18 protein-coding genes are annotated in these 19,496 nt (G+C 64.1%); 12 read left to right on the forward strand and 6 right to left on the reverse strand.

Translation table 11 applies throughout. From position 1 onward, the window contains the following. Nucleotides 1–89 precede the first annotated feature (89 nt). Nucleotides 90–1,247 (reverse strand): phosphotransferase, encoded by a 1,158-nt coding sequence (locus C7401_RS23240; RefSeq protein ID WP_181565659.1) that lies wholly within the window; start codon nucleotides 1,245–1,247, stop codon nucleotides 90–92. A 296-nt stretch (nucleotides 1,248–1,543) separates the two neighbouring features. Between C7401_RS23240 and C7401_RS23245 the strand changes: the two genes are divergently transcribed. The 3 genes from C7401_RS23245 to C7401_RS23255 are packed head-to-tail and all read left to right on the forward strand — an operon-like array spanning nucleotide 1,544 to nucleotide 4,117. Next, nucleotides 1,544–2,734 (forward strand): cytochrome P450, encoded by a 1,191-nt coding sequence (locus tag C7401_RS23245; RefSeq protein WP_112173754.1) that lies wholly within the window; start codon nucleotides 1,544–1,546, stop codon nucleotides 2,732–2,734. A gap of 46 nt (nucleotides 2,735–2,780) precedes the next feature. Further along, a complete protein-coding gene (locus tag C7401_RS23250; RefSeq protein WP_112173755.1) occupies nucleotides 2,781–2,945 on the forward strand; it encodes a rubredoxin in 165 nt (54 codons plus the stop codon). 14 nt (nucleotides 2,946–2,959) lie between these two features. Continuing rightward, a complete protein-coding gene (locus C7401_RS23255) occupies nucleotides 2,960–4,117 on the forward strand; it encodes a 4Fe-4S binding protein (protein WP_373864453.1) in 1,158 nt (385 codons plus the stop codon). A 2-nt stretch (nucleotides 4,118–4,119) separates the two neighbouring features. Here the strand turns inward: C7401_RS23255 and C7401_RS23260 are convergent, their stop codons facing one another. Further along, on the reverse strand, nucleotides 4,120–5,448 hold the full coding sequence (locus C7401_RS23260) for a hypothetical protein (RefSeq protein ID WP_112173757.1): 1,329 nt from the start codon (nucleotides 5,446–5,448) through the stop codon (nucleotides 4,120–4,122). Nucleotides 5,449–5,628: 180 nt separating this feature from the next. Here C7401_RS23260 and C7401_RS23265 point away from each other — a divergent pair, with 180 nt between their 5' ends. From C7401_RS23265 to C7401_RS23300, 9 genes are all read left to right on the forward strand, one after another. Beyond that, a complete protein-coding gene (locus tag C7401_RS23265) occupies nucleotides 5,629–6,795 on the forward strand; it encodes an enoyl-CoA hydratase/isomerase family protein (RefSeq protein ID WP_112173758.1) in 1,167 nt (388 codons plus the stop codon). A 62-nt stretch (nucleotides 6,796–6,857) separates the two neighbouring features. Continuing rightward, a complete protein-coding gene (locus C7401_RS23270) occupies nucleotides 6,858–7,607 on the forward strand; it encodes an electron transfer flavoprotein subunit beta/FixA family protein (protein ID WP_112173846.1) in 750 nt (249 codons plus the stop codon). Nucleotides 7,608–7,625: 18 nt separating this feature from the next. Continuing rightward, complete coding sequence (locus C7401_RS23275; RefSeq protein ID WP_112173759.1) at nucleotides 7,626–8,573, forward strand: electron transfer flavoprotein subunit alpha/FixB family protein; 948 nt, start codon at nucleotides 7,626–7,628, stop codon at nucleotides 8,571–8,573. Between the two features lie 29 nt (nucleotides 8,574–8,602). After that, a complete protein-coding gene (locus C7401_RS44460) occupies nucleotides 8,603–8,968 on the forward strand; it encodes a DUF4286 family protein (RefSeq protein ID WP_146757977.1) in 366 nt (121 codons plus the stop codon). A 37-nt stretch (nucleotides 8,969–9,005) separates the two neighbouring features. Next, nucleotides 9,006–10,415, forward strand: a complete 1,410-nt coding sequence (locus C7401_RS23280) for an FAD-dependent oxidoreductase (RefSeq protein WP_146757978.1) — start codon at nucleotides 9,006–9,008, stop codon at nucleotides 10,413–10,415. A gap of 125 nt (nucleotides 10,416–10,540) precedes the next feature. After that, entirely contained in the window at nucleotides 10,541–12,031 is a 1,491-nt protein-coding gene (locus C7401_RS23285; RefSeq protein ID WP_112173761.1) for a phosphotransferase family protein, read from the forward strand. Between the two features lie 184 nt (nucleotides 12,032–12,215). Continuing rightward, complete coding sequence (locus C7401_RS23290) at nucleotides 12,216–15,041, forward strand: PEP/pyruvate-binding domain-containing protein (protein WP_181565661.1); 2,826 nt, start codon at nucleotides 12,216–12,218, stop codon at nucleotides 15,039–15,041. Nucleotides 15,042–15,156: 115 nt separating this feature from the next. Then, a complete protein-coding gene (locus C7401_RS23295; RefSeq protein ID WP_146757979.1) occupies nucleotides 15,157–16,194 on the forward strand; it encodes a hypothetical protein in 1,038 nt (345 codons plus the stop codon). Between the two features lie 47 nt (nucleotides 16,195–16,241). Then, nucleotides 16,242–17,213, forward strand: a complete 972-nt coding sequence (locus C7401_RS23300) for an AraC-like ligand-binding domain-containing protein (protein ID WP_112173764.1) — start codon at nucleotides 16,242–16,244, stop codon at nucleotides 17,211–17,213. Between the two features lie 24 nt (nucleotides 17,214–17,237). On the opposite strand, the gene C7401_RS23305 is transcribed toward C7401_RS23300, so the two are convergent. The 4 genes from C7401_RS23305 to C7401_RS23320 form a co-directional block, all read right to left on the reverse strand. Next, nucleotides 17,238–17,516 carry a hypothetical protein gene (locus C7401_RS23305; protein ID WP_112173765.1) on the reverse strand — a complete coding sequence of 93 codons (279 nt, stop codon included), beginning with the start codon at nucleotides 17,514–17,516 and terminating at the stop codon, nucleotides 17,238–17,240. After that, complete coding sequence (locus tag C7401_RS23310; RefSeq protein ID WP_220092841.1) at nucleotides 17,509–18,144, reverse strand: cytochrome c oxidase subunit 3; 636 nt, start codon at nucleotides 18,142–18,144, stop codon at nucleotides 17,509–17,511. Before C7401_RS23310 ends, C7401_RS23305 begins: the two co-directional genes overlap by 8 nt. Further along, on the reverse strand, nucleotides 18,137–18,862 hold the full coding sequence (locus C7401_RS23315) for a hypothetical protein (RefSeq protein WP_112173766.1): 726 nt from the start codon (nucleotides 18,860–18,862) through the stop codon (nucleotides 18,137–18,139). The genes C7401_RS23310 and C7401_RS23315 overlap by 8 nt, the downstream gene beginning before the upstream one ends. Before the next feature lie 157 nt (nucleotides 18,863–19,019). Next, nucleotides 19,020–19,478: a hypothetical protein gene (locus C7401_RS23320; RefSeq protein WP_112173767.1), complete on the reverse strand. Its 459-nt coding sequence runs from the start codon at nucleotides 19,476–19,478 to the stop codon at nucleotides 19,020–19,022. Nucleotides 19,479–19,496: the final 18 nt, after the last annotated feature.

Genomic DNA, 19,496 nt, shown 5'->3' on the forward strand with positions numbered 1-19,496 from the left:
GTCAAGCGACAATGGCGGGGATGACGACGAAGAAAGCGAGGAGCGGGCTCGCCGGTGTATCTGCGGCGAGCCTCGCATGGGCGGCGGGATTATGTGGCCAGTGCGTCGAGCGTGCCCACGTCGTCCATTGCCGTGGCAATGCGGCGGATGAATTCGAGCGTGATATCGCGCGGCTGCATGTCGGGCAGGCCGGGCGGCGGCGTCAGCGTGACGGTCCACCAGGTCAGCGCCGTGACCAGTTGCTGCCGGTAGGCGTTCCAGCCCTCGTCGAAGGACACTTCGGGTCCGCCCGCGTCGCGCAGCGCGTCGAGATAGCACTGGATCAATTCGCGCTCCCAGGCCCTGCGGTCTTCGACGGTGAGCGCCGTGGCCAGGGTGTACGCGAGGTCGCGCCCCCAATGGCCGCGCGAGGCGCACTGCCAGTCGCTCAGGCCCATTTCGCCGCTTCCCGCGACATACCAGTTCTTCAGGTGCACGTCGCCATGCGAGAGGAAGTGGGGCGCGGCGGCGTGCAGGTCCATGCTGCGCAGCGTCGCGGGCCAGATTTCCTCGTAGCGGCGATAGAGGCGGGCGGGAATGACTGCTTCGGCGGCAAGGAAGCCCTGGCTCGAACCCGCCTTCAGGCCGAATGCGCCGCACTTTTCGAAGTAGGCGGGCCACGTGGGCAACTGTTCCAGCGCGGCGCGTATTGCCGGATGCGCGTAGGTGGTCCCGTGCATCTTGCCGAGCAGGCGCATCTGGCTGCGGGCGCGCTCGATCGTCATCACCGTCTTGTGATTGCAGAACTCGGTCACGCTGCCCGATAGATCCTCCAGCATGATGATCGAGTTGAAGCTGACCGGATCGAAGCGCGCGTGGAATCCGCGCGGCACCTCCACGTCGAGATGCGGGCGAATGGCGTTGTAGAAGTGGACTTCCGTGAAGGCGCCACCCGAAACGCCCAGCACGATGCGATTGGCCAGTTCATGGCTCGCTTTGCAGAACAGCGCCTGCGGCAGGCCCGCTTCGCGCCCCGCGCGGTTGTACTCGACTTCGATGCGGCGGCGGTTCGACGACCCGCTGTCGGCCGGTCCCAGTGTGTGGCCGGTCACCGCGGCGCCCGGCACGCCCCGGCATAGCACGGCGCTCAGCCAGCGGTCGGTGATCGAGTCGAATGAAACGGGAAGGTCGTCGGCCGTCGTTGCCTCGGGCTGGCGTTGATGATCGCGCTCATACGCTGTCTGTATTTCCGAAATCAAATCGTTCATGTCGTTTGTCCCTCTCTCCTGTCTCTGCCAAATGCCTCCGGATTCCCTGACGCTCTTGCCGCGCATTTTGCGCGACACACAAGGAATGCTACACCTCTCATAACGTATGCTACCATACGTAAATTGAATCGATGGTCTGTATCGGCCTACATCTGTCGCGCAACGTGAGGCCAGAACGAGTGAATCGCGTTTTTATACTAGAAAAACGTATCCATCGATATCAAGACATTCACTGACGTAGTGGTGAACCCTGGGTGCAAACGAACCCAACAAGGAAACGAGGAGGACGACAGATCATGCAAGCGACCGTGCCGGACCATGTGCCCGCCGAACTGGTAAAGGATTTCAACTACGCGGACATGCGTGGCGAAACCGATGTCTATGAACATTTCCGCAAGCTGCACGACGGGCCGGACATTTTCTGGTCGCCGCATCATGGCGGGCACTGGGTGGTGACGCGCCACGAGGATATCGCCCACGTGCTGACGAACAAGACGGACTTCTCGAACCGCTTCCAGTCGTTGCCGAAGAATCCCATCGCCTTGCCGCTGCTGGAGTACGACGATCCGCTGCACATGGACTTCCGCAAGGTGCTGGCGCCATTTTTCACGCCCAAATCGATCGGTGCGCTCGAGCACGTCTCGCGGGAGTTGACCAATCGCTTGATCGACGACTTCCACGCGAAAGGCCATTGCGAATTCGTCAAGGAATTCTCGCAGCGCATGCCCATCATGATTCTCATGAGCCTGCTGGCGCTGCCCGAAGAAGACACGCCGTATCTTCTGAAGATTTCCGAGGAGATCGTTCGCTCCGCCGATCCGCAACTGCAAGAAGCCGCATTTGCGCGCGTCGCCGGTTATATCGCCGAAAAGGTGTTGCCCGCGCGGCGCGCGAATCCGGGCACCGACATTTTCAGTTCGATGCTCCAGGCAAAAGTGGATGGCGGCCGGGCGATGAGCGACGAAGAGATCATCGGTTTCGGCACGCTGCTGATCGCGGCCGGGCTCGACACGGTCGCCTCGATGCTCGGGTTCATTACGCTCTTTCTCGCGCAGAACCCGGCGCAGCGGCAACAACTGATCGACGATCCCGGCTTGATCAACGAGGCGCTGGAAGAATTGATGCGGCGCTTTCAGATTGCCAACGTGGCGCGCATGGTGATTCGCGACATGGAATACAAGGGCGTGCAGTTCAAGGCGGGCGATTGCATCCTGACGCCGACTTCCGCCGCGGGTATCGACGCGCGTCGCTATCCCGATCCGTTCTCGGTCGACTTCAAGCGTGCGGACAAGAAAAGCATCGTGTTCGGCTTCGGCGCACACCAGTGCATCGGCGCATTTCTCGCGCGCACGGAATTGCGGGTGTTTTTGCGCGAGTGGCTGCTGCGCATTCCGCACTTCGAACTGAAACCGGGCGAGACCGCCGTTGCCGTGCCGGGCAAGGCGAACGGCATGCGCTATTTGCCGCTGGTCTGGGATCGGGCATGAGCGACCACGCCACGGTAGCAACGAGAGGGACGGGGGCAATGGCCGAATGAAAACGTATATCTGCCTTTTTTGCGGCTTCGTCTACGACGAGGCGGCCGGCATGCCGGAACACGGCATTGCCGCCGGCACGCGCTGGGAGGACGTGCCGGAAGCATGGGAATGCCCCGATTGCGGCAATCCGAAGTCGGCCTTCGTCATGGAAGAACTGTGAGCGGGAGATTGCCTGTGAGCACGCACGACGATGTGATCGTCCAGCACCTGATCGACCCGGAACTGTGCATTCGCTGCAATACCTGCGAGGAGACCTGTCCTTCCAATGCGATCAGCAATGATTTGCGCAACTACGTCGTGGACGTGGATATCTGCAACGGCTGCCAGGCCTGCGTGAGTCCCTGCCCGACGGGCGCCATCAATAGCTGGCGGCCGGTGCTCAGGCAATCCGCCTACACGCGCGAACAGCAGTTCGCGTGGTCGGCGTTGCCCGAAGCGCCGAGCGACCCGGCGCTGGACGCTGTGCCGCCGGGGCGAGGCAGAGGGGACGGCAGCGTCGTGGTCGAAAACCGCTTTACGCCTGCACGTCCCGCGCTCGCGCGCGTCGTGGAGAATCGCTGCGTTACGCCGCGCGCCGACGCGGCGGTTCATCACATCGTGCTCGATGTGTCGAACGACGATTTTCCGTTTCTGGAGGGGCAATCCGTGGGCGTGCTCGCGCGCGGCGTTGACGCGCAAGGCGCACGGCACGCCATGCGGCTCTATTCGGTAGCGTGCTCGCGCGACGGCGAGGAGGGCGTGGCGGGGCGGCTGGCGCTAACCGTCAAGCGCGTGATCGAAAATCGCGGGGGCGAGGAGGCCCGCGGAATCTGCTCGAATTATCTCTGCGATCTGACGCCGGGCGACGCCGTGGAACTTGCCGGGCCCTATGGCGCGGACTTTTTGATGCCTGACGACACGACAGCGCCGCTCATCATGATCTGCACGGGCACGGGCGTCGCACCGATGCGGGCCATGCTCGACAGAAGCCGGGCCTTGCCCGCGCCGCTCGCGCCGAAACGGCTGTTCTATGGCGGCCGCACGCCACAGGAGATGGCGTACTTCGACGAGTTGCAGACGGTGCACGGCGCAACGTGCGACATCGGGTTCGCGCTGTCCCGGCAAGCCGGGGAGTCAAAGCGCTATGTGCAGGACCTGCTGCGCGAGCGCCATGACGTTCTCGCGCAACTGCTCGCACGCGAGAACACGCACGTCTATCTGTGCGGTTTGCGCGGCATGGAGGCGGGCGTGTTCGAAGCGCTCGCGCAGGTATGCGAGCGGCACGGCCTGAACTGGCAGGCGCTGGAAGCGGCGATGACGCAGCAGCGCCGCCTCCATGTCGAGACCTATTGAGCTCAGACCGCTTGCGCGGCGCTTGCCTGCCGGTCTTCGGGGGCGCGCCGCGCGAACTCGCGCAGCGCAGCGCCGATCTGGTCGTCTTGCCATTCGCTGAGAAAGACGACCAGTAGCTGGAGTTGGGCGCGCGCGAGAAAGTTGTTTCTGAGCGCCGGGTCGTGGCGGCCCTCGATCGCGCGAATAGCGCCGATTTCGCGCTCGATCAGCGCGGGCGCATCGAGTATCCACGCGATGCCCAGCACGGCGACCGCGAGCCTCACGAGTTGCGCGAGCTCGTCGAGATCGATGGCAGGGCCGCCGCCACGCCGGTATTCGTCGACGAAAAGCGCCAGCAGGTCGCGCCGGTGCGCGTGCAGAAAACCGGCTTCGGCCGCGCACGTCATGCCATAAAACGCCTGCGCGACGTTCATCTGGCCGACGCTCCCCCAATCGAGCAGACCGGCCTGCAACTCGCCGCGAGCATCGCGCCAGAACCATGCGTTGTCGAGATTCATGTTCCAGTGGCACAGCGCAATATGGTCGGCCGACGCGTTGAGCGCGGCGCGGATCGCCAGTTCATGCTCCAGCACGAAGGGCGCTTCGTTCACGAACTGGTTGAGGAAACCGCTGTTGCGCAGGTGCTCGGGAAAGAGCTGCGGGGCTTGCGCCACGAAGTCCAGCAGTTTCGCGAGCTTGGCCTGCAATTGCTCCGGCGTATAGGGAATGCGGCTGCCGGGGTCGATGTGCTGCGCGTCGAAGGGAAATGCCTGCTGCGTTTCAAGGCCGAAATTCCCGGCCTTGTGATAGGCGGCCAGGCGAGCCATGGCTTTCGTGAGCGCGCGATAGTGCTCGACAGGATTATCCAACTCGTCATCCAGGCATTTGTCATGGCGCGGCTCGATGCCGTTTTCGCCATATTCGATGCGTTCGGTGATGAGGATGCCGGTCGTGGTCGCCGCATGGTAGTCGGCGAAATAGCAGGTCGGCACCGCAACGGGAAAGCCGCTTCTGCGTGACAGCAAGGCAAAGCGAACCTCGGGTTCCATTAGTGGTCCGAACAGTTCGCGCAGCGGGTCGCCAAAGTCGCGCGTGAACTTGACGAACAAATGGGTGTGCAGCCCCGGATCGTCGCGCGCATAGGCCACCGAAAGCGAGACCTTGCGCCCCATGCCGCCGCCGAAGAATTCGGTAAAGCCCGTGATGGCCGTGACGCGGTTGTCCTGCGCCAATGCGCCGGTCCACCGGAACGCCGCGGTGAGGAAGTCCGCGCCCGCTTCGCGCAGGGCTTCCACGCTGACGGGAAACGGCAGCGCCGATCGATCTCCCACGACGCGATCTGGATCATTCATGGCTGGCGGCCTCAGTTGATGAGTGAACGAATGTTGTCAATCAAGAATATCATATTGAAGCGAACAAAATACGGTGACATCGTCCAGCAAGCACTTGAGTATCGTATGGATGCATACTACAATGCGTTTCAAGCGTGACCAATCCCCGTTGCCGTCTCATGCTGCAAAGGAAAAGAGTTCATGAGTGACGTACTGGATGTTGTCGACGCAGTGACGCCTGGGCGCGCCGTGACGGTTGCGGCGAATGATGCGCCCGAGCCCGCGCTCGACTTTCGGTTGTCCAACCGCGTCGCCATCATGACGCTCAACCGTCCCGCGGTGATCAACGCGCTGTCGCACGACATGGTGCGTGAGATGGCGAGCCTCGTCGAGCGCTGCCGCAGCGACCGCGAGATCGTGGCCGTGGTGCTGCGCGGCGCGGGCGTGAAGGGCTTTTGCGCAGGCGGCGACGTGCGCGCGCTCTATCGGGCGGCGACGCTCGGTTACGGCAACTGGCGCGAGTTTTTCGTGGACGAGTATCGGCTCGACTTCGCGCTGCATTCGCTGCACAAGCCGCTGGTGGCGTTGATCGACGGCGTGACGATGAGCGGCGGTATGGGGCTCGCGCAGGCGGCGTCGCTGCGCATCGTGACCGAGCGCACCCGCCTCGCCATGCCCGAAGCGCGTATCGGTTTCGTGCCCGACGTGGGCGCCACGCGCTTTCTCGCGGACCTGCCCGTCGAACTCGCGCTTTATGTGGCGCTGACGGGGCAATCGCTCACGGGCGCCGACGCCATCCGTTACGGCCTGGCCGACGCTTACGCGCCGGGCAGGTCGCTTCAGGGTTTCGAAAAGCGCCTGGGCATGCTCGACATGGACGACGTGCGGCAGAGTATCCGCGATGTGTTCGTGTCGCCCGCCAACGCCGTGCCGCCGTCGGAAATCGTCGAATTCATGCCCTTGATCGGCGAGCACTTCGCGGCGCGAAGCTCGGTCGAGGAAATTGTCGAGTCGATCGAGTGCGCCTTGCAGCGTGAGCGCCCGGTGCGCGAGCGCGAATGGCTACAGACCACGCTCGACGCACTGCTGGCGGGCTCGCCGCTCATGCTCAACGTGACGCGCGAAGCGCTGCTGCGTGGCCGGGCCATGTCGCTTGCCGACTGCTTTCGCATGGAGTTCGATCTGGCCACGCGTGCGATCGAGGTGGGCGACTTCTGCGAGGGCGTGCGCGCGCGCATGGTCGACAAGGACGGCGCGCCGCGCTGGATGTTTCGCGCGCTCAAGGACGTCAATCCGGCAATCGTGCGGCGCTTTCTTTGTGCGCCCAGCCGGGTGGGACCGCATCCACTCGCCGATCTGGGCGCGTGAGTGCGCGAGGCGCGACGACATGGGCGGCAATGGACGATTTTTACACGGAAGAACCTGAATTTATGAAGATCCTGGTTGCAGTGAAAAGGGTGGTGGACGCCAACGTGAAGGTCGGCGTGAAGTCCGACGGGTCGGGCGTCGATGTCGCCAGTCTGAAGATGGCAATGAACCCGTTCGACGAGATCGCGGTCGAGGAGGCGGTCCGGTTGAAGGAAGCCGGAGTCGCCAGCGAGGTGATTGCGGTGTCGTGCGGTGTTTCGCAGTGCCAGGAAACATTGCGCACCGCACTCGCCATCGGTGCGGATCGCGCCGTGCTGGTCGAGACCGCCGGGGAGTTGCAGCCGCTGGCCGTCGCGAAGCTGCTCAAGGCGCTGGTGGACAAGGAGCAGCCTTCGCTCGTGATTCTCGGCAAGCAGGCGATTGACGACGACTCCAATCAGACCGGCCAGATGCTCGCCGCGCTGGCAAACCTGCCGCAAGCGACCTTCGCTTCGAAGGTCGTCGTGGCGGACGGCCGGGCCACCGTGTCGCGCGAGGTGGATGGCGGCGCGCAGACGCTCTCGCTCTCGCTGCCCGCGGTCGTCACCACCGATCTGCGCCTGAACGAACCGCGCTACGTGACGCTGCCTAACATCATGAAGGCGAAGAAGAAGCCGCTGGAGACGCTCAAGCCCGACGAACTGGGCGTTGACGTCACGCCGCGCCTGACGACGCTGAAAGTCGTCGAGCCGCCGAAGCGCAGCGCGGGCGTACAGGTGCCGGACGTGAAAACGCTGGTCGGAAAGCTGAAAAGCGAAGCCAAGGTGCTGTGAGAAGGGAGCAAGAGAAAAATGACGATTCTGGTGATTGCCGAACACGACAATGATTCGGTCAAGGCAGCGACGCTCAACACGGTTGCGGCGGCGCAAAAGTTGGGCGGCGAGATTCACGTGCTGATTGCGGGCCACCACGCGCAGGCGGCCGCGCAAGCCGCGGCGAAAATCGCGGGCGTGGCGAAGGTGTTGCTGGCCGACGCGCCGCAACTCGAAGCGGGCCTTGCGGAAAACGTGGAAGCCACCGTGCTCGCGCTCGTGCAGCAGGCGGCGAATGCGTACTCGCACATCCTCGCGCCGGCCACGGCGGCGGGCAAGAACGTCGCGCCGCGCATTGCCGCGAAGCTGGACGTCGCGCAGATCAGCGACATTACGGCGGTCGTGAGCGCGGACACGTTCGAGCGCCCGATTTACGCAGGCAATGCGATCGCAACGGTGCAGTCGCGCGACGCCGTGAAGGTCTTGACAGTGCGCTCCACGGGCTTCAGCCCGGTGGCGGAGGAAGGGGGCGGCGCTTCGATCGTGAGCGTCGATGCCGCGCCCGAGAGCGGCCTCTCGCGTTTCGTGAGCCGCGAAGTCACCAAGCTGGACCGGCCGGAACTCACCAGCGCGAGCATCATCGTCTCGGGCGGCCGCGGGCTTGGTTCCGGCGAGAACTACACGAAGGTGCTGGAGCCGCTCGCCGACAAGCTCAACGCGGCGCTCGGCGCATCGCGCGCGGCCGTGGATGCCGGCTTCGTGCCGAACGACTACCAGGTCGGGCAAACGGGCAAGATCGTCGCGCCGCAGCTTTATCTTGCGGTGGGCATTTCGGGGGCCATTCAACACCTGGCCGGCATGAAGGACTCGAAGGTCATCGTCGCCATTAACAAGGATCCCGAAGCGCCGATTTTCGGCGTCGCCGACTACGGCCTCGTGGGCGATCTGTTCGAGACGGTGCCGGAACTGCTTGCCGAGCTCGGCTAGGAACTGGACCGTTTGAACAGGAAGCGACGATGAAAAGGCATGCGCTGATCGTGTTCTCGAACCCGGTGCCGGGCCGGGAGAGCGAATTCAACGAGTGGTATTCGCAGCGGCACATTCAGGATGTTCTGGAGGTGCCGGGTTTTCTGAGCGCCCAGCGCTTCCGGCTCGCGCAGGACGACGCGAATGCGCAGTGGCAGTATCTCGCGATCTACGAGTTCGAGGCCGAACTGCCCGAGGGCGTGCTCGCGGAACTGTTCAACCGCGCGGGCAGCGCCCGCATGGTGTTGTCCGATGCAATGGACATGCAGCACTACAGCGCGACGCCGTGGGTCGCGATTACCGAAAAGCTGGGCGCGAACCCAAACCCAAACCCAAACCCAAACCCAAACCGTTAGCCGGCTCCGGCCCGGCATCACAAGAACAGGAGACGAGATGAGCAGGGACTTCGATATCGTGATCGTGGGTGGCGGCGGCGCCGGGCTTGCGGCGAGCATACTCGCGCGCGAAGCGGGCGCGAGCGTGATGGTGCTGGAAGCGGACACGAAGCTCGGCGGCGCCACGGCGCTGTCCGCCGCCGTGATGTATGCGTGCGCAACGAGTGTGCAGCGTGCGCGCGGCATCGACGATACGCCCGACGCCATGTATCGCTACATGACGACGCTCGCGGGCTGGGAGTGCAACACGCATATCATGCGCGTGATGTGCGAGCAAAGCGGCCCCGCGCTCGAATGGCTGATCGGGCTGGGCGTGCATTTTCCGCCCGAGTATCTGCTTTGCTCGGGTGTGGACGAAGTGCCGCGCGGGCATCCGAGTCACGGCGTGGCCGACGCGCTCATCAACGCCGCGGGCGCTGCGGGCGTGGAGTATGCGCTCGGCACGCGCGTCGACCGCTTGCTGGTCGAGAACGGCCGGGTGGTGGGCGTGTCCGCGGGCGGGGAGGAACTGCGCGCGGGCGCGGTCATCATCACGACCGGGGGTTTCGGCAACAGCCCCGAAATGATCGAGCGTTTCTTCCCGACCGCCGCTTCGCACGGCGACTGGACCTATGCGGTTCACTACGCCGCGCCCTATATCGTGGGCGACGGCCTCAAGCTCGGGCAGAGCGTGGGCGCGGGCGTGGTCGGCGTGGATTGCGGCCTGTTGCTGCCCACGAGCGGTCTGGGCAAATGGATCGAAGCGTTCCTGCCGCCGTGGATCATGCTCGTCAACACGGCGGGGCGGCGCTTCATGGATGAGTCCGCGCCGTATGCGGTGTCGGGCTATCTGCTCAACAGCCAGGCGGACAAGCGCGCGTATGCGATTTTCGACGAGCCGACGCTGGAGAAGGCAAGCCAGGACATGCGCTTCGCCGACCCGTACCACAGCGGCACGGCCATGCCAACGTGGGAGTACAACCTGCTGCGGCAGAGCATCGAGAACGGCAAGGTCCTCAAGGCGGACAGCATCGAGGAGCTGGCCGCGAAGATCGGCGTTGATAGCGAGACGCTGCGCGCCACCGTCGAGCAATACAACGCCGATTGCAACGAGGGACGTGACAGTCAGTACTTCAAAGCGATGGAGCAGCGCTTTCCGGTGCGCACCGGGCCGTTCTATGCGCGCGAAGTGCGTGCCTGCGTGATCGGCCAAACCGGCGCGGGGCTCGACATCAACGACGACGCACAGGTGCTCGACGAACACGGCCGCGTGATTCCGGGGCTCTACGCGGCGGGCGAGGTGCTGGGTTGCGCCGTAGGCAAGCGGTATTCGGGCGGCGGCATGGGCATCTGCAATGCGATGGTGTTCGGTCGTATCGCGGGGCGGGCGGCGGCCGAAGAAGCCTTGCAGTATGCGCTCGAACAGTAGAAGGCCGTGAAAATGCCGCTGGTGTGTCCGCGCCAGACGTGCTGACTGCTTGGCGGTATGTCGGCCAACCGGCGGCTGAAAAGCAATCTCCGTAATTCCTTCGTGACAGACGATGAGGGGAAGCGATGCTCATACCGGCACAACGGATCTGGAGCGCGTTGAGCGACGAAGTCGCGAAATTGCAGGCGCAATTCGCGGACAGCGACGTGGACGGCTCGGCAGTCATGGCGATTTCGAACGGCCTGCGATTGCTGCGAAATCGCGAGGCGGGCGGCGTTGCCGCGTTGCGCGTGCAATGCGACGGGCTCGATGGCGTGCTTGCGCAACTGGAGGTGATGCTAGGCATGGCCGGGAGCGATGTCATGGACGACCTGCGCAAGCTGCGCACGCAGTTGGATGTGGCGCGAGCGCAGACCGCGTTGCCCGGCATCGAAGCCGCATGGCTTGCCGCGCTCGGCCGCTTGCAGGCGCTCATGGCGCGCGTGAACCAGGGCGGAAGCCTCGCCCCCGGTGCGAAAAAGGCGGTCGCGCGCATCCTGACCGATTGGGAAACCGCGCACATGTCGGCACAAGGCGCGGCCTCGGCGTGCAGCGGCGGCGACGCCGGTGCGACGCAAATCGATGCGCAAAAGCTCGAAGCGTACCTGTGCGATCGCTTTGACGAGCCGGCGCTTCGCGTGACCTCGTTCCGGCCGCTCGCGGGCGGCTTCGGCAAGCAGACGATCTTGTTTGACGTGGCAGGCGAGGCGCTCAGCGGGGCGTTCGTGATGCGCCGGGACATGTCGGAGCGGCCGTCGGTGGAGGGCGATTGTCACCGCACGCGGGACGAATATCCGGTGCTCAGGGCCATGCGCGCGCGGGGCTTTCCCGCGCCGGAGGCGCTTTGGGTCGACACGGCGCACAGGCTTCTCCCTGGCGGCGATTTCATCGTCATGCGTTGCTCGCCGGGCAAACTCTCCGGCAGCGTATTCGGCGTGCGCGCGCAGGTACCGGAGAGCCTCACCGTTACGCTGGCGGACACCATGGCGCATCTGCACACCATGGCGCCGCTCGTCGAAGTGGGCGAGTTGACCGATTCCTTGTGCGCCGAAGGGTGGAAGCGCTCGCGCGGAGCCTGCACGGCGCGTTATGTGCGCAACCTGTATGAGCTTTATTTGGAGGCGGAGCACACGCCTTCGCCCGCGCTCGTCGCGATCTATGGCTGGTTGCTCGACAACGTGCCGGACCGCAAGGGGCCGCCGTCCATGCTGCACGGCGACTTCGGGTTTCACAATTTCCTGTTCGAAGGGGACAGGCTTTCCGCCGTGCTCGACTGGGAATTCGCGCACGCCGGCGACCCGGCGGAGGATCTCGGCTATGTCCACGTAACCGTTGGTGCGGCGATCGACTGGGCGCGCATGATGGAGCGCTACGTGGCGGGCGGCGGCGAACCGGTGGACGACGACACGCTGCGGTTTTTCCGCGTGTGGGCGTATGTGCGCAACGCAACGGGCGCAAATCTGCATGCGGCCATGTTTTCCAGCGGCCGGGCCGACGACCTCAAGCTGGCTATCCTGCCCGTTTCGCACATTCCGCAGTTTATCCGCTGCGCGCAGGCATTGATCGACGAGGCGTAGGTCCACAGTCACCTCGCCGCCGCGCGAAGCCCATACCAGGCAGTCCTTTGTTCACGAATGGATAAAGCGGCAAGCAGTCCCGGTTAAGACTGCCATGCGCAATTGCGTTGAAATGATCTCGCAGGTTTGACCCGCCAAAACGATGAGCCGGGTTGTGAAACAGCGAACGGGAGACATCCAGATCATGCGAATCAATGAAGCGCAACAACAAGGGGCCGGGGTCGAATCCGGGGGCAATGGGTACGCGCACGCGCCGCAACGCGCGCCAATGGTGCTCGGGTTCGACGACCCGGCGTCGCACGGCGCGCTCGTCGGCGGCAAGGGGCGCAATCTTGCGCTGATGAGTCAGGCAGGTTTTCGGGTGCCGCCGGGCGTCACGATCACCACGCAGGCGTATGCACACATGCTGGCTTCGGCCACGGTGCGTGAGCGGATCGGCGCGTTCGTGCAAGGAATGCGCTACGACGACACCGATGACCTCGCGAAGCGCACGGCCGGGATTCGCGAGTTGATCGAAGCGACGCCAATGCCCGAGCAGGTCGCGTCGGAAATCCTGGCGGCCTATGCGCGCCTTGCCGAGCTGGCGGGCGGCGCGCAGCCCTACGTCGCGGTGCGCTCCTCCGGCACGGCCGAGGATCTGGCGGAGGCCTCCTTTGCCGGCCTGCACGATACGTATCTCGACATCAAGGGGGGCGAGGCCCTGCTGGAGGCGGTGCGCCGTTGCTGGGCGTCGATGTGGACCGCGCGCGCGGTCGCCTATCGCCACACGAACGGCTTCGACCACTTCGCCGAGGCGCTCGCCGTGGTCGTGCAGGTGATGGTGGAAGCCGATGCGGCCGGGGTGATGTTCACGGCGAACCCGCTGAGCGAGCGGACCGACGAAATCCTGATCAATTCGAGCTGGGGCCTGGGTGAGGCGGTGGTGAGCGGCATCGTGACACCCGATGAATTCTTGCTCAGAAAGCGCAATCTTTCCGTCAAGGCGCAAACGCTGGGCGCGAAGCAGTCGTTGATTCGCCGGAAAGCGGGCGGCGGCACGCTCCACGAGGAGACCGCGCAGGCGCGGCGCGATCAATTCAGCCTCGACGTGGAGCAACTGGCCTTGCTTGGCGACCTGGGGCGGCGCGTCGAGGCGCACAGCCAGGGCCTGCCGCAGGACATCGAATGGGCATTGGCGGGCAACGTCATTTACCTGCTGCAATCGCGCCCGGTGACGGGCGTGAACTTCGCATGGGAAGAGGACATCGAACTTCCCGAGAAAGAAGAAGACGAGGACGGCACGATCTGGGAAAAGTCGTGGGCCGAGGAGGGGTTGACCGGCGCGAATTGCCCGCTGTTCTATACCACGCGCGCGTGGGCCTACGATCGCGCGTACACGAATCAGCTCAAGGTGTATGGCTTGAAGGAAGGGGATTTCAATCTCAAGCACTTCAAGTATTACCGCAGCGCGATCTATTACAACACGGCGACGGAAAAGGCCTTCGCACGCCACACGATGATTCCGCACGCGCGCAACAGCCCGTTTTGCTGGGGCGGCACGCGCTTTATCGAGCCGCAGGCGCACGATGAAATCGTCAACGCGCCGTTCTCGTGGACCCAATACCTGAAGATGGTCGCGCGGCTTCAGCTTCATCCCATGACGGCCTATATCGGCTGCCGCGCGCATGTCATGAAGACGTGGTTCCAGCGGGAAAAGTGGAATCCCAAGGCATTCGACCGCCATGCGCTGAGAAATCTCGACGACGAGACGCTCAAGCGTACGATCCTCCAGTGGCTTTACGACGAGCAGCTATACGACGACGAAATCACCGTCTGGTTCTACAACCTGCGCGACGCCATCAATATGCTCGCATGGCTCGTGGCCAAATGGTACCGGGGCGACAATCCCACGGCGATGGTCGACCTGATCAGCGGCGCGGCCGGGGAAACGCCCACGTCGCGGGAAAACAAGGCGCTGTGGGAATTCACCCAGCGCATCCGCAATAGCCCGGCGCTCAAGGCATGTTTCGACGAATACAAGGAAGAGGCGTTCTTCGCAAAGCTCGCGCAGTCGGATGAGGGGCGCGCGTTCCTGACCGATTACGAGGCCTTTGCCGCCGAGCATCCGCATCGCGGCCATAGCGACCGCGACATCTACTGGGTCCGCCGTGGCGAAAGTCCCGCTGTCGACTACCGGGCCATTCAGGCGCTCATGACGGCCGACCCGGAAGACAGCCCGCACAAGCGCGAAAAGGAGACCAACGCTCGCCGCGCCGCCGTGATCGAGGACGTGACGCGCAGCATCGCCCAGCAGGCGCTCGGGCCGATCAAGGTGCAGGCCTTCAAGGTCGTTCTGGAATATGTGAGCACGTTTCTCGTGGAGCGCGATCTCGAACGGTATTCGTACGACAAGCACACGTATATCCAGAAGCTCATGTTCCTCGAAGTCGGCCGGCGCCTGAAGGAGCGCGGCATCCTCACGGGCGAGCGCGACTTTTATTTCCTGGGCAAGGAGGAACTGTTCGCCGTGCTGGAGGGGCACGCCAACATGACCCTGGCGCGCGCGAAGATCGCGGGCCGCATGAAGAATTTCGACGCCTATCACCACAAGGAGTGGAGCCCGCCGCCTTATCTCGTGAAGGGCAACGCTCACGATCCGAGCCGGCTCGACGACGGGAGCGATCCCAACCGGCTGCGCGGCATTCAGCAAAGCCGCGGTGTCGTGACGGGCCGCGCACGCGTGGTCAAGACGCTCGACAAGATCGGCACGATCCAGAACGGCGAGATTCTCGTTTGCAACGCGACGGATCCGGGCTGGACGCCCGCGTTCCTGATCATCAGCGGCATCGTGACCGAAACCGGCGGCGTGCTGTCTCACGCAGCCTGCCTGTCGCGAGAATATGGCTTGCCGGCCGTGCAGATTCCCAATGCCATTCAACGCATTCAGGACGGCGCGACCATTACCGTGAACGGCGACACCGGTGAAGTGATACTCGCGGCCGAAACACCTGAAGCCGCCGAAGCGGCCTAGCCGCATAGCGGATCGCAAGGTTGCGAGCCGGGCGGCGGCGCTGGCATGCCGCCCGGTACGAACCCGGACACAACCTCAGTCACAGCCTCACTTCAACGGCTGCTGGAGCATTGAAATGCAAGCGAAAACCCGAGGTGTGCCTCGAATCGTGGTGTATGGCGTCGGTCAGTTCGGACAACATATCGTCCGCTTCGCGGTGGAGAAGGGCTGGCCGATCGTGGCGGCCTACAACCGCGCGGGGGACAAGATCGGCAAGGATGTGGGACGGCTCGCCGGGCTCGGCTATGACCTTGGCGTGCCGGTGCAGGACTGCGAGACAGCCGACTATGCCGGTGTGCAAGCCGATATCGGCGTGGTGACCACGACCAACCGGCTGGCGCAGAACATGCCCGCCTACCGTCGCTTGATGAAAGCGGGCCTCAATGTGCTTTGCCACGGTGCGGAGGCCTATTATCCACGCGCGGTGGACAAGGTGCTCGCCGCCGAAATCGATGCCCTCGCGCGCGCGAACCGGGTGACGTTCACCGGCGGCGGGATCTGGGACATGTCGCGCATCTGGATGGGCATTGCCGCCGCCGGTCCTTGCACGGAGCTTCGCGCGCTGCGTCATTCCAGCATTTCCGACGCGCAGAGCATGGGCCGGGAGCAAATGCTGATTTGCGGCGTCGGCATGAGCGTCGACGAATACGAAGAACGCATGGTCAAGGTGGCCGGAGAAATAGGCGGCTATTACAAAACGATTCCGTGGCAGGTCATGGCCGCGCTCGGTTACGACGTCACGCAGGTGAGCGAGCGTCGCGAGCCGGTCTTGTTCGACACGCCGATTTACTGCGAACTGCTTGAGCGAGAACTGGAGCCCGGCGTTTGCGTCGGCACGCGCCTTGTCATCGAACTGGAAACGGCGCAGGGCGTGAGCGTGAGCGCCAGGATCGAGCCACGGCTGTTGCGTCCCGGCGAGGTCGAGCACACGCTCTGGGAGATCGACGGCAAGCCGGTTTCGCGTATCCGGGTGGAGCGCGACGATCAGGCGCATTACAGTGCGTCCAGCCTCTTTAACCGCATACCCGACGTGATCGGCGCGCCGCCCGGCATCATGCCGGTTTCGAAACTCGGCATGCTCAGGCACACGGCCTCGCGCGGCGCGCCGGTTTGAGGACCGGGTTGCGGGAAAGACGCCGGTCGCGCCCACGGGAGCCAATCATGCTGGACATGCTGGAATCTCGCAGTGAGACGCATGACGATGCGTGCAACATCGACACCTTCCGGGCGCGCTTCACGTCGTCGATATGCTCGAGCGATCTGTACACCATCGAAGGCGGGGCCGCGTTTTCGATGCGCTTCGACGGCGTTCAACTGGGCGCGGTCGAAATATTTCGCTTCGACGGGCAGGGCATTCGCGGCGGCATGCGCACCCGGCGGCATATCCGCTGCCAGCCCGCCGACGATGTCTTTCTCGTGCTGCCGTTGAACGACGCGCTGGAAATCTCGCAACGCCAGCATCGAAACGTGGTGCAGCCGGGGCACTTCGTGTTCATTTCATCGGCGGCGCCGTCTGAGGGCACGTGCGGGGTTGCGCCGAACCACATCTATTCGGAACTCGTCATCAAGATGCCCAATGCGCTGCTGCGCCAGCAGGTGCCGCATATCGACGATATCTGCGCCGTGCCGATCGACTCGAATACGGGGGCGGGCCGGGTGGTGCGCAACCTCATCGAGTCGCTGCTCGCCGAGGGGCGCGCGTTGACGAATGCACAGGCGCTCACGTTCGGACCGGTGCTGATCAACGCTGTGGGCGTCGTGGCGCGGGAGGCGAGCGGCTGCGAGGAGCCGGGCCGCCGCGCGCGCAAGCACGCGCACGAGCGCATACGCATGAAGGCGCTTGCGTTTATCGAATCACATTTGTCCGACCCGCAACTCGATACCGCGAAGGTGGCGGAGCATTGCCGCGTGTCGCTACGCCATCTTCACGCGAGTTTCGATTCGGCGGCCACCTCCGTTGGCGCGATGATTCGAGAGATGCGCTTGCAGTGCTGCCGCGCCGAACTCGTAAACCCGTTGCTCAGCCACAAGTCGATCATCGAAATCGCGATGGCCTGGGGCTTCAATAGCTCCGTGAGTTTTACGCGCGCCTACCGGCGGCGGTTCGGCGTGGCGCCCAGCCAGGAGCGCTGATCGTGTGGTGGTCGATGCGCGTGTTCACGGTGACGCGCTTGCGGTTGACAGCCAGATCGCGGCCACGGCGGTGCCCACGCCCAATGTCCAGCCCGCGAGGCCGAATTTCAGCGGCCAGGGCGCGGTGCGTGCGTCCATGAATTGCATCATCACGGCCGCCGTTTTGGCGAAGGCCAGCACCACGATGACGAGCGCGGGCGCAACGCCGAACGCCAGTGCATTGCCGCCGGTTTCCCATGATGCGATGGTGGCAGCGACGAGCACGGCCCACCAGACGATCAGACGCCGCCCGGTTTTATCCACGCGCGCCTCCCAGCAGGTAGAACAGGGCGAACAGCACGATCCACAGGAGATCGACGACGTGCCAGAACAGCCCGCCGCTCTCGATCAGAAGGAAACGTTGCGCCGTTAGCGGCGGCCGCGCGGAAGCGCGCATGAGGACGAGGACCACGAGGCCCAGCAGCACGTGCAGCAGATGAATGGCCGTGAACGTGAAGTAGTACATGAAGAAGTCGCTCGTGAGCGGCGTTACGCCCCGATGGATCTTCTGCGCGTATTCGGCGAGCTTGCAGACGACGAAGCCGCCGCCAAGCGCGATCGAAATGCCGAAATGGCGCCTGGCGCCAGGACGTTGCTCGCGCAACCGATGCATGCCGAGCGCGACGAACAGGCTGCTGGAAAGCAGAAGCAGACTGCCGAGCAGACCCAGGCGCCGGTCCAGCAGCAGATGGTCGGCGGCAAAAGCGGCGGGGGCGTTGGAGCGCGCCAGCGCGAAGCACAGGAAGAAGGCCGCGAAAACCATCAGGTCGCCGAATATCAGCACCCAGACGCCGGGCTCGCCCGGTATGCGCGGCGAAGCGCGCAAGGCGTGCATGGCGGGCGTGGCGTCGCGCGGTTCCTCGCAGGCGGCAACGGTGCTCGCCTTAGCCACACTGGCACTCCTGGCGCGTGATCGCTTTCAGGCACAGCGTGCACATGACGGAAATCCAGATACCGAAGCCCACGAGGGGAAACCAGAAAACGAACAGACCGTTCCATGCGAAGGGCCCCGTGCGGGGAATGAAGGCAAACGCGCCGGCCTCGAAAATGATGGCGATCCAGATGGTCAGGAAACCGAACCAACGTGGAAACGCGCCGTTGCGCGCGGTGCCGGCCTTCAACGCGAGCCAGCCGATCGGCACCATCTGGAAGATGAAGTATTGGTCGGTGGTGACGAGCGTCAGGTTGGCGAGGTCGTGAATGAGCGCGGTGGCGTACGCGGCGCGATCCGGATGAAAGGCCGCCGCGCCCCACAGGATGGGCGGGAATACCAGAAACATCGACATGAGCGCGCCGCCCACGAGTTGCAGGACGGACCAGATTGGCCAGCCCGTTTCCAGCTTCGACATCTGAACGCATACGACCATGGCGATCGGCACCATGAACGCGCCGGTCCACGAGCAAATGGTGGCGCCAATGCGGATTGGGATCGTGTTCGCCTGATAGAAGGCCGCGACCTGCTCCGGCGGCCAGGTCGCGGCCGGCAATGGCAGCAGCCGGATGAGGAAGCCCCATGCGAGGGCAAAGATCACCGCGAAGGCGACGCCCCACCAGATCAGCAGGCGCTGCGCCCGCGGACTCGTTGACAGTCTGATGCTCAATTCGGCCATTCTCGCTCCATACCGATGCAAGTTATCGACGCATGTAACTCATACATATGGTATTGAAGCATACGAGAAAGGTGAAATTAGCGCAAGCATCCTCAGTCCGCACGGGGAACGTGCGGATCTGTCGCGCCGGGCAGTCTGGGCAAACCTCGCGAAGCCGTCAGGCAGAGTGGCCGAGGTCGCCGCAGAAGAGGTTTGAAAACCCGTCCGCCGGGCTCGCCCTGAGCACGATCGCGTAGTTGCCCGAGCGCAGTGCGGACATCGCGGCCGGAACGCTTTTCCAGATTTGCATCGGTCGCGTTTCGTCGAGCAGGACGTGCTGGTTCAGATCGAACGCCGGTTTGGGCCCCAGATTTGCGCAGGTGCCCGGGTAGATGTATGAATACATCGTCGCGGGTCGTGCGGTTTCGGAGGGCAGGCCGCTCACGAGGAGCATGACCTGGGTGGTCGCGGGGCCGGTCGGCATCAACGTCGCCACCGCAATTTTCCCGGCGTTTTGCGGCGTAGCCGCAAGGGGAACTTCGACCGCTGCGGGGCGCTGCTGCGCAGCCGCCATTCCACCGGACATGGCGGCAATGCCGAGAACAGCCGCCAGCGCGGGCCAGGCATGAACGTTCATCGTCCACCTCCTGCTTCG

Source organism: Paraburkholderia unamae, assembly GCF_003268775.1.
Lineage (GTDB): Bacteria > Pseudomonadota > Gammaproteobacteria > Burkholderiales > Burkholderiaceae > Paraburkholderia > Paraburkholderia unamae.